This window comes from Heyndrickxia sp. FW510-T9 (genome assembly GCF_058781025.1).
In genome coordinates, this window is sequence record NZ_JBYSWK010000046.1 from 1 (window position 1) to 14355 (window position 14355).

Here is a 14355-nt window from a genome sequence, read left to right on the forward strand (position 1 = left end):
AGATTGGATAGAATGACCCATTCCAATATCCCTTTTCGGAAAATATTTTTTAGTATTTCTACTATCATGACAAAAAGTTGCCTCATAATTAGGATAAATGGATTTGCAGATTTCTTTCGATTTTTGATGTTTCGCCATATAGAGTTCCACTGAACATAATTCGTACCAACCGTATCATTTTCAAATGAAACTCCTATCATATAGGAAGCAAAGCGGTTGTTTCTAAATTTACCATTTTTATCTTTTTGTACAATAAAAACTTTTTTAATTTTACAATTGTTGGGGATAGTACATTAGTATGGAAATTTGATATAGTGGAAGAAATAGAAAAATGTTTAATAATTTTATAGGCACTCCTATAAAAAGTTGCCTATAAAATTATTTTTATGAAACCGAATAATTGCTTATTCGTACTCATATCATAGATAAGTAGATTAACATTTTTTTATAAAAATAAGAAAGTTTTCCTGAGGTGAATTCATGCGCAAAAAGCATATCATTATAATTAGTAGCTTATTATTTGTTATCTTACTTGCATTAGGCAGTATTTTCTATTATCAGTCAACCCGCTTCAATGCCAATATCGTCATTAATGATACAAAGGTGGGGGGATTGACTGCCGAAAAGGCAATAAAAAAATTAAGTACATCCGTCTTGAAGAACGATGTCTATGTCGGAGATAAACTTATTTTGAAAGGAAAAGCTACGAAGGCTGGTTTTACGGATAAAGACCTTCCGGAAGTCAAGAATATATTAAAAAAACAGAGAACGTTTTTTCCTTCATTCAAGGCAAAAAGTTTTCCATTGCTGCCAGCTAGCTTGGATAAATACCGAAGCGAAACACTGAAAAAGAAAGTGGAGGATAAGCTCCAATCTATGAATAAGAGTTTACAAGCTCCAATAGATGCTCATGCCAAATTAGATCAAGGCGAAATAGTTGTCTCCAAAAGCGAAGTTGGAAAGCAATATGATGTGGATAAGCTATTAAAGGATTACAACAAGCAGGAATATAAGAGTGTTATTCGTTTAAAAGTACAATACTTACAGCCAATTAAGGAAGACAGTACGATTGTAAAAAATGAAAAGACAAAGCTGCAGGAACTCTTGGACCGTAACGTCGATTACAAGGTGCAGGACAAAGTTTATTCTTTTAAAGGCAGCGATGTAATCAAAAATGCAACGGTGTCAAAAAATATGAAGTATAAGATTGATACTAGCGATATTCAGGATAAGATTGCAGATATTAATCGTACGCAGTCTACACTTCATAAAAATTACTCCTTTAAAACTCACTCAGGTAAGGTGATATCAATAAAAGGGGAATCCTATGGTTGGTCGATAAATGTCGTCGAGGAAGCAAAACGGATTCAAGAAGCATTTGAAAAAGGGACTTCATCACTTCTAGCCTATAATGTCTATGGAATTGGCTGGAACATTAATGGTGTTGGCTATCATACAACAACAAACAATGGCATCGGGAACACGTATGCGGAAGTATCCATTTCGGAGCAACGTATTTGGATTTATAGAAATGGAAAGCTGCAAGTCACCACGCATGTAGTTACTGGTAGACATAACACGCATGAAGATACGCCAAAAGGTGTTTGGTACATCATGTATAAAAAAGCACCATCTATCCTCAGAGGTAGTGAAGTAGGCAATCCGAATTATTCAGTTAAAGTAAACTATTGGGCACCCTTTACGAATAGTGGCTGCGGGTTCCACGATGCCAGTTGGCGCTCAAACTGGGCGAGTACCGCCTACCTTGAGCATGGATCTGGTGGCTGTGTCAACACTCCACCAAGTATTATGAAAGTTGTGTACGATAATCTTGAACAATATGAGCCAGTTATTATTTATTGAGCGGAAAATGGAAAAATCGTTTGAATTTCAGCGATGTTAACGTGAAAAGGGGCATCCCAAAGTCGATTTTGGGATGCCCCATTTGTATTTTATGAAGGAAGATGACTTGTACTTCGTTATTAAAGTGTTCCATCTCTACTATTTTTGATCAATGGCCCGAAATGGCTGGTGAACCGCCCGAAACTGATGTGAATCGGTCCGAAATAAGAAGAGAACGGACCGAAAACTGGTGCAAACGGACCGAATTGGGTAGAAATACCTATTGGAATTGTAATTCACTACATTCTGATATACAAATTCATGAATGTGGTTTTACAAAGGATTTTGACTCCTCAAAATCTAGTAGTTTCTATATAATGTAGGATAATAATTAATCTATGAAAAGAGTGATCCATTTGATTTCTCATAAAAAAAGTAACTCAACCTTACGTCTCCGTAATAAGCGGATAATATATTTAGTAGCTGTTGGCATCACCATTTTGTTAGGACTTTCCTCCAGAAAATTTAGTTATCTTCTTCCGCTATTTGTAGCACATAACGTTGGAGATATGTTATGGGCGATGATGGTCTATTTTGGATTTCGTTTCTTACTTGTGCGGAAGAACTTGTACTCTGGTATTTTGCTCAGTATTTTGTTCAGCTTCGGTATCGAATTCAGCCAGCTTTATCAGGCAGATTGGATTAATCAAATCCGTGACACGGTTCTTGGAGAATTAGTTTTAGGCAAAGTGTTTTTTCCGATGGATTTACTTCGATATTCAATTGGAATAGTGATTGCCGCATTGCTGGACAAATTGGCACTTGTGTCCCGATAATTTTGTGTGGTGTCAGGCCCCAAATTAGAATTATTCTAACTTTGTGCCTGACACCGTTTTTATTCTACTATAGTGTTTTCACTAATACGCTAGCTATGATGACGGATGCAACGGTCACCGTTGTAAAGCCGGCTATTAACATTGGCGGTGATAATTCATTTAAGAGCAATTGTTGCTCTTCCTCTGTTCTTCCAACACTTCGACTAACCTCCTGACACAATATATAGTCTGCTGGGAAACCAAACATGGAAGTTAGTGCCATCGACATCCCCTTGTAAGGATGAACTTTAAATAATTTTGAGAAAATAAATCCTCCTGTTAATATACCAATTTGTCCAAGGATAATGATTGCTAAAATTTGCGGGATAAAATGTAAAAACTGTGAAAGGCTCACAGAGCTCATCGATGCGATAACAATAAAAATGGTACCAAGAATAGCAACACTTGAAGCTTTCGCCTTGTCCATAATATTTTCATTATAAAATTTCACTCTAGCTCCGAGAACACCAATAATTAGGCACCAAATGGTAGAACTTACCCCGGTGAAACTTCCGATAACCGTTCCAAGGGAAGCGCCTAGAAACAACTTAAATAGGAGAACATTTGCGGTATTAAATTCATATTTCTTTTTTGGCTTGCTTTCTTGGTTTTGTTGCAAAGAAGATTCTAGAGTGGAAGCAACATATTTTTTAGGATCTAGTCCTATTTTGTCTCGCAAAATAATCGCATATTTTCGCAGAAAGATAGAGGCAACCGGCATACCAAATAATTTATGAATTGCTAGCACAAGTGCCGGAATCGCAACAAGATTCGTAAAACCGAGTGTTTTTAACTCATTAGAGGTTACAATAAAGGCAACTATTCCGCCAACAATTGGCCCCATCCCTGCAACAGCTGTTTCATAACCAAAAAGCATAGTGATGATCGGTAGTACCAATGCGATGGCGACAAGTGTCCCACCTAGTGCAATAAATACAGCTTTATACTGCCTAAACATCAATGTTAATGGAATGAGTGTACCTAAATGAACCACCAATGGTCCCGTCATCAAGTTACCTATTTGACTAAAAGTCGATGTATCCACGATGTTCTTAGGGAAAATACCCGTCCAAACCAAAATTAGAAAACCAAGGATTGCAATTAACAGCATTGGCACCCTAGCTCTTGTCAGAACAGAAATAATTTCTCCTATGGCAATTAATGCTAATACTAACATTGCCGCATATACTGGTTCATTGATCGTCATAAATTAGCCTCCTGTATTAAAAGTATAGAAATATTTATTATGATTATTCAGATATTTTAGTAAAAAAGATATCCGAATCGTAATAAAAAGAACCAAAATAATTACCGAATGTTAATCGTGAAATCAGATTTACTTAACTTTTGGTTGTTTAATAGTTTTGATTATAAAATATATTCTGTGAAATTTCTATACCCTTTTTGAACTATTTAAAAAAAGACTATGTAAAGAAACGATCCTCAGCAGTTTATTTCTAAAAATCTCTAATTACAACTCCATTTTTTTGAAAAATGGGTATCCCTTTACAGCTAAAATTACTATATTCCATATGAAGGCAAATTTAGGCTGGCAGTCAATGGTGTAAAGGAATATATTATAGGAACTATATAACCTCATGATTAAGTACTGCTAGTAATTTGCACAAATTTATTAAATCGAGAAAGGCTTTTTTCTTAAACCTTGTTACTTTCCTTATTCGACTTAGTTAATGCTAGTCTACTCCCTTCTTAGTCGATTTTAAGATTAGGAAAAGCAACAATCTATACGAAAACAGCCAATAGGAAAGGAGAGATGAAACATGGCAAAGGGAATTGATTGTGCAACGAAATTAACGGCTTCTTCTGCAAAATCCTTAGCGAGTACAGGTATTACACATGTCGGTCGATATTTAAGTGATAACTGGAAAGGGCTAAAGAAGGAAGAAGTGGCAGCAATTCAAAATGCGGGTATGCAAATTTTTAGTATTTATGAAACCAATCCGGTATATGTAGGTTATTTCACGTCAGCTCAGGGAAAAGCGGATGCTTTGGCAGCGGAAAACTATGCGAAAGCACTTGGACAACCTAAAGGGAGCGTTATTTATTTTACAGTTGATTATGATGCAGTGAGGGCTGAATTTGATGCAATTCTAGCATACTTTAAAGCAGTAACAACGGCATCGAATTATTACAAAGTAGGCGCATACGGTTCCTATTCTGTACTGGATTATTTGCATAATAATAAAATAGTTGATTACTATTTTCAGACATATGCATGGTCGCGTGGACAAGTAGCTGATTTCATTAATGTGCACCAATATCAAAATGATACAACCTTAGCAGGGATCGCAGTAGATTTGGACGAAATCAAAAAAGCTGATATTGGAGCATGGGGAAAGACCGACGTATCCACTTCAACACAAAAATCCAAACCAGCTACACCAGATAAAACATCTACTTACACCATAAAAAAAGGCGATACATTCTGGGATCTGGAGGAAAAAAACAACTGGGAGCACGGAACACTCCAAAAATTAAACCCAAACGCCAATCCAACTAACTTACAAATCGGGCAGAAAATAAAGATCCCAACGAAATCAAAACAACAAGCAGGTTCAACACCAATTTACCATACTGTAGTAAAAGGCGACACAGTATCCGAATTGGCTTTAAAATATGGATCCACCATCAATCAAATTCAATCTTGGAACAACCTAGACAAAAACTACACCATCTTTATCAACCAAAAACTCCGGGTAAAATAAAAAAGGTAGTGCCTGACAACATGGTTGTCAGGCACTCTTTATGGACAAATGGGGATTTTGTCCACTGGAGGTGGACAGTGTAATCGGCGGATTATTGCATGTAAACCTAATGTATTATCGTGTCTAAATGATTAAGGAAGCTAAAAAGGAACCGGACAATCTTATTCAGGAACCGCACGAAATGTAAGGGGAACCGGACATTTATTCAGGAACAGCACAGGAACGTTAGTCGAACCGTATGTTTTTATACAGGAACAGCACGAAATGAAAGACGAACCGCACATTTTATTCAGGAACAGCATGAAATGAAAGGCGGACCGCACATTTTATTCAGGAACAGCACAGAACGTTAGACGAACCGTACATTTTATACAGGAAAAGCACGAAATGAAAGGCGAACCGCACGATCTTATTCAGGAACGGCACGAAACATTAAATGAACTGCACGAAATAACCGATGAACTGCACGAATTGGGTATAAATACCTACAAGTAACTCTCACTAACTTATAAAATTTCAATAAAATGGAATATAAAATTCACTCATAAAAATTTTACCTATAGTAGTTTAAAAGTTTTGGGGAGATTATTACTAGACATAGACAGAGAATTATTTTGTCACAAATGAAGGATATTTGTAAAAATAGTCGAATAATTTAAACAAAATTAATTTTGAGGTAATTGTATGATAGCGGAAAAATTGTTACTCCATATTCTGATTATTATAGCACCAGTACTTATCTATAGTATGATTTTTGAAAATCGGCGTATCGGGAAATCACCTTATACTATTGGAATCTTATATGGTATTTCAAGTTCACTTTGTTTACTATTTTCCTATGTAGAAAAGGACATTTTTTGGGATCTGCGACATATCCCATTAGTATTATCATTTTTATATGGGGGGCCGGTTTCCGGTGCTATTGTTTTCATGGCCATTTTTATTACAAGAACTTATATAGGTGGCGATGCACTCCTATACGGTTATGTCAATTTATTCTTAACCTCAACTGTTCTTTTAATTTGCTCAAAATTCTTTATAGGGATGCCAAGACGGAAACGACTGTGGAATGCAGTAATATTAGGATTCTGGCCAGAGATCAGTCAAGTAATTGTGTTATTCTTACGACAATTTTTTCGACACGACATTAGTGTCCAAAGCAATCTGTCTATTATCCTCATTTTCGGATTGATTCAAATAACGGGTATTGGTATTACTGCATGGCTTCACGAAGCGATTATCGAAAGAAGTTTGGTGAAACAAGAGATTCAACGAGCGGAAAAATTAAATACTCTAGGAGAACTTGCTGCTTCCATCGCTCATGAAGTTCGCAATCCATTAACGGTTGTAAAGGGATTTTTGCAGTTGATGAAGAAGGAGGAAAAAGGTCGCAATTACGAATATCTTTCCTTAGTCTTAAACGAATTGGGAAGGGCAGAAGGGATTATTAGTAACTATTTAAACTTTGCAAAACCACAAGCATTTCAAAAGCCAGAATATGTGAAGCTGGATCATGTGGTTTCGGAGGTTGCCTTTTTACTAGAATCAATGGCTATCAAAAATGGAGTTGGATTGGAACGAAATGTTGAGGAAGATATTGAATATCAATTAGACAAAAATCAGTTAAAGCAAGCACTTGTCAATCTTATAAAAAATTCTATTGAAGCCACGCCTAGTGGGGGGAAGGTTAACGTTTCATTAGCTCAAAAAGATGAGTACATACATATTGTCATTAAGGATAATGGGAAGGGGATGACAGAGGAGCAGTTGTCCCGAATTGGAACACTATTCTATACAACGAAGGACAAAGGAACTGGTCTCGGCACCACTGTTTCCTTGAAAATCATAGAATCAATGAACGGAAAAATTAATTACAGCAGTTCACCAAATATAGGAACAGAAATTAACATCATTTTTCCGAAAATTGGATGTTTATAAGGTGTCAGGCACCACAAAGCTGGTGCCTGACACCTACATAAGATTATTTGAATCTAGTATTTGCATGGAATATAGCATGCATCCGGAGAGCACCAAGATGAGAACGATATAAAGTACAAAGACTATGAGTTTATCTTTTTTTGTTGTTTGATGATAAAATTCTATTTTCATCTGTTGATTCTCTATTTCTTCTTTTGCTGAATAGATTGGTTCTTGATCCAACTGCCCTCCATATAAGGATTCCAGTTGGGCAAGAATGATCCTATAAGCATGCATCCTTACTACATATATAGATTCTGAAGTTGGATCACGTTTTTCCGCTAACGCATTATTCGTGGAATGGAGAATTTCTTTGTATTCATACATCATTCCATTTAGCCATGCTAGCTTTTCAGAATCTTCCTCTATATTTTCATAAGTGCTTTTAAGATTTTCCCATTCCTGTACTCTATCCTGCCATTCCAAAAATTGAATATGCAAGTCCTTTTCCTTTCGATCTTCTCTGAACATCGCGAACACCTGAAATATTCCGAATATGACGAGAAGGATAAGGAGGGGTTGCGGCTTGATGATAGCTACGATGGCAAGCAATACTAGCCCTAAGATGACTAATTTTTTACTAAGCATTTTTGCTATGTGGCCGCCATCCAATGGCATCATGGGTACAAGGTTAAATAAATTGATCATCGCACCTACCTGGAATAGAGCCATCCACAACAAATTATGTGTTAGGAAGTAAAGAACAATTAATGGCACTATTGATATTAATCCGGCCAGTGGACCCATATTGGAAATATACACATCGTCCTTAATAGATTTCGGTTTTTCTTTTATACCTACTGCTGCACCTACAAAAGGAATAAAGACGGCTGGTGTCGTCGGGATTCCTTTTTTCCGAGCAGCGACCATATGTCCCATTTCATGTACGAACAACAAATATACAAAACCGACCCCAAATTTCCATCCAAATAGAAGTGCATAAGCACCAATACTAATGATTAAGGAAATCAATGTATGGAGCTTCACAATTTTTAACACGACTATTACATATTTTAATTTCGTTAGTAATAGTAATAATCCCCCAGCAATGATTCCAAATATGTTTTTCTTTGCTTTCATATGTACCTCCTTATCTATCAAAATTATACAATGATATAGGATAAAAAGATTTCTTTTTTTTTCTTTGTGGCTAAAATTGCCCTACATGAGGGTTGCAGGTAAACGGATATGAAAAAGTCATTGATAAGAATGTTACGAAATAGGCACAAATACCTATAGGAACTTTGCGAATGATAATAGAATTTTATTAAATAATGTAGAAACATAAAGGGCGATGAACTTTACTCCTCGTCCAAGACAAGAATGGAGGAGAAGAATTGGAAAAGCTAAAAGGAAAAAAACTGAAAATAGGGGATACCATTGGTATAACTGCACCAGCAGGACCAACTAAAGCGGAGAAGGTGCGGGTGGCGATTCAAGCGACTAAAGACCTTGGATTTCATGTGAAAGTGGGAAAGAGTTGTTATGAGCAGTACGGTGGCTATTTGGCTGGCACGCCTGAAAACCGGGCGCAAGAGCTAAATGAGATGTTTATTGATCCAGAAGTGGATGCCATTCTTTGTTTGCGCGGAGGATATGGATCTCCTCAATTACTTTCCCTATTAAACTATGAAATGATTTCACAACATCCCAAATTATTTATCGGATATAGTGACATTACCGCATTACATATTGCGCTTTTACAGAAAAGCGGTTTGGCTACAGTTCATGGGCCAATGGCAACAACTGAGCTTATCGACTGTGATAATTATACAAGAACGTCATTACTGGAAACATTGATGAATCCTCAGCCACCAGGAGTCTTAGAAAATCCTTGCGGGGAAGAAATTATTACGCTTGTAGATGGAGTGGCAGAAGGAGAAATTGTTGGGGGAAATCTTTCTCTTGTCACAGCACTGATGGGAACACCTTATGAAATAGATACAAAGGGGAAGATTTTATTCCTAGAAGATGTTGGTGAAGAACCGTATAAGGTCGATCGTATGTTAACGCAGCTTGCATTATCAGGAAAAATCGAGGATGCAACTGGAATCATTTTCGGGACGTTCACAGAAAGCGAATCTCCAAATTATGCCCATGGATTTGATATTGTAGATGTCTGTAAAAATATAGTTGTGCCATTTGGAAAGCCAACCATTTATAATCTTCAAGCCGGCCATTGTAAAGCAAAAATTACATTGCCATTTGGTGTAAAAGCGAAACTCGATACTACAAATGGGCACCTAATAATTGTAGAAAGTGTAGTGGTCTAATAAAGGACAATCAAAAAAAGAATTTTTAAAAGCAAGAGGAAAAATAACTAGTAGCAGCAAATGTTTTAAATAGGAAGAAATGCACATAAATTTAATAAATGAATTCAATCTGAAAGGATGGGGTCTAACCAAAAAACTTCCAATTGGTCTGCCTCTGTTACTTGCGATGTAAAGTCAAATTTGTTTCACGCAATTTTGAATGAAAAGCGAGGCATTTAAACATGAAAAAAAAGATTATTATTTCTATTGTTAGTTTGATTGGTGTATTCATTTTGGCGGTTGGCGGCTATGCTTACTATCTCTTTCATTCTGTAAAAGAAACCGCCAATAAAATGCATGAACCGGTTAAATTGGATACCCCTCATAAAACACCAGTAATTGAAAGCACTGAAAAAAGTAAAAACAAAGTAGTTCCAGAACCGATTTCAATCCTATTATTAGGTGTGGACGAACGGAAAAATGATATTGGAAGATCCGATACAATAATTGTGATGACACTTAATCCCCAGAAGAGTACGATGCAGATGGTAAGTATTCCACGAGATACGCGGACAGAAATCGTGGGGCACGGTACAGTAGATAAAATTAACCATGCCTATGCATTTGGCGGTCCGAAAATGTCGATGGAAACCGTTGAAAATTTCTCAGGAATTAAATTAAATTACTTTATTCGGTTTAATATGGAAGCATTTAGTGCTTTAGTGAATGCTGTTGGTGGAGTGACGGTCCAAAATGATCTTGAGTGGGTAGACAATGAATATTCATTTAAAAAAGGGGAAGTTCAATTAAATGGAAAAAAAGCATTATCGTATGTTCGCATGCGCCATGAGGATCCCAATGGAGACTTTGGTCGCAACCAGCGGCAGCGCCAAATTATCACAGCAGTTATAGATAAAGCGGCCAGTATTAAATCTGTCACGCGCTTCAGCAACATCTTAAAAGCCCTAGGAAATAACGTTAAGACTAACCTTACATTCGACGACATGATGAAAATCCAAAAAAACTATCGCAACTGCCGCAACAACATTACAGAATACGAAGTAACAGGAAATGGCACGATGATAAAAGGGATCTACTACCTAGCAGTACCAGCAGAAGAAAAGGCAAAAGTAACAAAAATGCTAAAGGGCAACCTAAAATAATAGGTGCTGGTGGACAAATTACCAATTTGTCCACCCCAAAGGAGCCCCAAGCATTAACCAATGGAAGAACGATGTAATAAAGTGGATATCCTATATGTGCAAGAACCATGCTATTATCTTGTTAACAATTTCGGTGATGAGTTTGTTTCGATATTATCAATTACGAATGAATATGTGTGTCCCATCATTCCTTAAAGTGTAAAATAAACAGCTTGTTTCCCCATTTGTTCCCAAGATTGAATAAATGTTTCTTTGTCGACTTGTTGATTTTTTTGACCATATGGATTATTTAGGTAAATATATTTATCATCGTAACCAGTAATGACCACACTATGTACGGAAAAACTAATTTTCACTTTTCCTGTAGGGGTTGTCCAAGTTTCCATGTTAGTAACTGGTGCAAAGGTTGAAGTCGTAATCACCCAGACTGGTTTATCCTCCCCAACAGCTTTGATTACCTGATTAAAGCCACTTCCAGTAATATCTTTAATTTTCGATCTATCTACATACTTTGCTGCAAGATCTACAATTGGTTCATGATAAACACTCAAACCAGGTTTCGAACCGGTTACATCTCCAACAAAACCGTCATGAGGGTTTCCTCTCATTCCATTTTCATACGTAAGAGGAACTCTTTTAAGATTACTCGCTAGTTCATTTTTCGTAATGGTAATTCCATAAAAATTTAATATCATTGCAAGTGATGTTACTTCACAACCGTTATATAGTCTTGGGGCATCCATTTGATTGATAATGGGGACATCTAGGAGTTTTGTTTTAGGAATTGTAGTTTTTTTTGGTTTCTTTTTTGACGACTCTATGATAATAGAAGAGGTTTTGGGAGATTCGTATTCGTTTTCCAAAACAGATTCCGCTTTATCATTATTAGGTTGATTAATAGTAAAAATAACTATCATCATAATACCAAATATTAAAAGACTAAATGAAATACTAATTAAATCCTTTTTTTGCATGAGTCATACCCCTCCCCTAAATATGAATCATAGCGTTATATACTTAAAAAATAGTTAAAAATTGTGACTTAAGAATTATAAAGGACAGTTTCCAGGATTTCATACAACACGAACAATATTTGTCCATATGGAGTGGACAAAGGTCACGAAGGTCCACGATTGGTGCCAGACACTATTTCATGGGTTGTAAATACTGATTTATTAGTATGGGATTTGGTATATTCTCACTAAATAAAACGATTTTAAGGACATGGGACTTGACCCTTTGTCCCGCTAATGTAGGTGTGATCATGAGAGAGCAGAAAAAATTGAAAGATGCGGTCGGTGAAGACCCGAAATAAAATCATTTATGCTGCAGAGTTTGTCTTTTTAAAAGAAGGTTTCCCCAAAAAGTCGGTGAAGCAAATTATGGTTGAGGCGGGAATAGGCTATGGAACTGTCTATGGGCATTTTAAGGGGAAAGATGATCGGAAATCAGGTCACGATTATAATAGACAATAAGTCGGATTAATATTATAATTCCATTAAAATAAATATACTGAATATTCTTTGAAATTTTCATAAACAAGGAGATAATATTGATAATAGAAGGTTAAATAGCTATCAGTTTTGAAAGCGCCATTAGGGTACTTACAATATTAACATACTTATTTAGGAGGTAAACATCATGAGAAATTTTGAAAGTAGTTTAGAATTTGCTAGAAAAAAAGATTTAGAGGATCCATTGAACCATTTAAGAGAACGCTTTTTTATAAAAGAAAATGAAATTTATATGGACGGTAATTCCTTAGGATTATGTTCAAAGGATGCAAAAGAGGCAGTTTTACACGTATTGGATGTGTGGGAGAAGCATGGGATTGGCATTTGGGATGTGGAGGATAGCCGTTATTTCCTTTATCAAAATGTGCTTGGAGAAAAGCTAGCTGAATTGATTGGTGCGGATGCGGATGAAGTTACCATTATGACAAATACTACCATCAATATTCATCAAGGAATCAGCACCTTTTATCGGCCTACAGCGGAACGTTATAAAATCCTAGTGGATGATTTAAATTTTCCTTCCGACCGATATGCTGCTGACAGTCAGGTAAGGTTAAAAGGATTGGATCCTACAGATGCTGTGAAAGTAATCGCAAGCACGGATGGGCGTTTTCTTTCAGAAGACGCCATAATTGAAGGAATGACAGATGATGTTGCCCTAATCTTACTTCCTTCGGTTTTATATCGAAGTGCACAGTTGCTAGATATGGAATGGATTACTAAAGAGGCACATGCGAGAGGAATCATCATCGGCTGGGATTTATGTCACTCGATTGGGGCTATTCCACATGATTTTAACAATATTAATCCTGATTTTGCTGTTTGGTGCAACTATAAATACCTATCAGCTGGTCCTGGAGCGATTGCAGGATTTTACATAAATAAAAAACATTTTCATAAGGAACCAGGCATTGCAGGGTGGTTTGGAAATAAAAACGAAACACAATTTCAGCTCCGTCATGAGTTTGATCATGAGCTAAATGCCCACGGTTGGCAAACTGGTACACCGCCGTTATTATCGATGGCGCCGCTAGAAGGTGTGTTAAATATTTATCAGGAGGCGGGTATGGAAAAAGTCAGAGCCAAGTCGTTGGATATTACGGCATATTTGATGTTCCTCATCGATAATAAACTAGCAAAATACGGCTTCTCAATTGGAAACCCGCGTGAGGATCACCAGCGTGGAGGACATGTAAGCTTGGAGCATGAAGAGGCGTACCGAATTTGTAAAGCATTGAAAAAACATAAAGTGATCCCGGATTTTAGAGAGCCAAATGTCATCAGATTAGCGCCGGTAGCACTCTATGTTTCGTATGAAGATGTTTATAAACTAGTAAATATTATTGAAGAAATTGCCGTAAACCGCGAATATGACCAATACGGTAATGAGCGCACGCTTGTCGTGTAAGGTACACTCGTGGACACAGGGTACTAGCACTATTTTTAGTTGTTGGAAATTGAGAAGAACTTTTCCTTCTAATAAGAAGCGCAATTCAAACAAAACTCGTACATAACATTTGCATTGTGCGAGTTTTTTGTTTGAAATTGATGAGTCCGATGCAGAATAGAATGTTGCGGATGTGTAATAGTAGTTAAAATTAAGCCTCTGAGGGAATCCTCGGAGGTTTTTATTATAAAAAGTAATTTGTTTTTAAAAATGTTTGGAAGAATAGCCCGAAAATAGTGCTAAACGGCCCGAAACGTTAAATGAATGGCCCGAAAATGAAACCGAACAGCCCGAAATGAAGCACAAACGGACCGAATTGGGTATAAAGGCCTAAATGCACGCTTCATTTAACGGTATAACAAGATTTACCAATATTGACGGAAAATTTCACGAATGGATCTTACTAAATCAGCCATTCAAAACTTATTAATAATGGACATAAACTGATAATGACAACATATTATAACACTAGGATAAAGGTGGACAACATTCAATGATGATACGTGTCTAGGTCTTAAGCATTATTAGGACCTCCATTCATTTCTAATTTTCACTATTT

General features: G+C 36.6%; 11 protein-coding genes. 8 read left to right on the forward strand and 3 right to left on the reverse strand.

Going from position 1 to position 14355, the window contains the following annotated elements; all coding sequences use genetic code 11:
- Positions 1-480 precede the first annotated feature (480 nt).
- Together AC3WJF_RS18265 and AC3WJF_RS18270 are read left to right on the forward strand one after the other, a co-directional pair.
- Positions 481-1863, forward strand: coding sequence for a L,D-transpeptidase family protein (locus AC3WJF_RS18265; RefSeq protein ID WP_492454755.1), 1383 nt, complete (start codon positions 481-483; stop codon positions 1861-1863).
- Positions 1864-2249: 386 nt separating this feature from the next.
- Entirely contained in the window at positions 2250-2678 is a 429-nt protein-coding gene (locus tag AC3WJF_RS18270; RefSeq protein ID WP_492454800.1) for a ribosomal maturation YjgA family protein, read from the forward strand.
- A 67-nt stretch (positions 2679-2745) separates the two neighbouring features.
- On the opposite strand, the gene AC3WJF_RS18275 is transcribed toward AC3WJF_RS18270, so the two are convergent.
- Positions 2746-3924, reverse strand: a complete 1179-nt coding sequence (locus tag AC3WJF_RS18275) for a hypothetical protein (protein ID WP_492454757.1) — start codon at positions 3922-3924, stop codon at positions 2746-2748.
- Positions 3925-4498: 574 nt separating this feature from the next.
- Between AC3WJF_RS18275 and AC3WJF_RS18280 the strand changes: the two genes are divergently transcribed.
- Both AC3WJF_RS18280 and AC3WJF_RS18285 read left to right on the forward strand, forming a co-directional pair.
- On the forward strand, positions 4499-5443 hold the full coding sequence (locus AC3WJF_RS18280) for a DUF1906 domain-containing protein (protein WP_492454759.1): 945 nt from the start codon (positions 4499-4501) through the stop codon (positions 5441-5443).
- Between the two features lie 684 nt (positions 5444-6127).
- Positions 6128-7381, forward strand: coding sequence for an ATP-binding protein (locus AC3WJF_RS18285; RefSeq protein WP_492454761.1), 1254 nt, complete (start codon positions 6128-6130; stop codon positions 7379-7381).
- Positions 7382-7414: 33 nt separating this feature from the next.
- Here the strand turns inward: AC3WJF_RS18285 and AC3WJF_RS18290 are convergent, their stop codons facing one another.
- A complete protein-coding gene (locus AC3WJF_RS18290; RefSeq protein ID WP_492454763.1) occupies positions 7415-8500 on the reverse strand; it encodes a site-2 protease family protein in 1086 nt (361 codons plus the stop codon).
- Positions 8501-8757: 257 nt separating this feature from the next.
- Here AC3WJF_RS18290 and AC3WJF_RS18295 point away from each other — a divergent pair, with 257 nt between their 5' ends.
- Together AC3WJF_RS18295 and AC3WJF_RS18300 are read left to right on the forward strand one after the other, a co-directional pair.
- Entirely contained in the window at positions 8758-9693 is a 936-nt protein-coding gene (locus AC3WJF_RS18295) for a S66 peptidase family protein (RefSeq protein WP_492454765.1), read from the forward strand.
- A gap of 221 nt (positions 9694-9914) precedes the next feature.
- The gene (locus AC3WJF_RS18300; RefSeq protein WP_492454767.1) at positions 9915-10835 is read left to right on the forward strand and encodes an LCP family glycopolymer transferase; all 921 of its coding nucleotides are present in this window, start codon (positions 9915-9917) and stop codon (positions 10833-10835) included.
- 191 nt (positions 10836-11026) lie between these two features.
- Here AC3WJF_RS18300 and AC3WJF_RS18305 read toward each other — a convergent pair whose 3' ends face one another.
- Complete coding sequence (locus AC3WJF_RS18305; protein ID WP_492454769.1) at positions 11027-11809, reverse strand: C39 family peptidase; 783 nt, start codon at positions 11807-11809, stop codon at positions 11027-11029.
- A gap of 324 nt (positions 11810-12133) precedes the next feature.
- Here AC3WJF_RS18305 and AC3WJF_RS18310 point away from each other — a divergent pair, with 324 nt between their 5' ends.
- On the forward strand, positions 12134-12310 hold the full coding sequence (locus tag AC3WJF_RS18310; RefSeq protein ID WP_492454771.1) for a TetR/AcrR family transcriptional regulator: 177 nt from the start codon (positions 12134-12136) through the stop codon (positions 12308-12310).
- Positions 12311-12476: 166 nt separating this feature from the next.
- Complete coding sequence (gene kynU, locus AC3WJF_RS18315) at positions 12477-13757, forward strand: kynureninase (protein ID WP_492454773.1); 1281 nt, start codon at positions 12477-12479, stop codon at positions 13755-13757.
- The last annotated feature ends 598 nt before the right edge of the window (positions 13758-14355 follow it).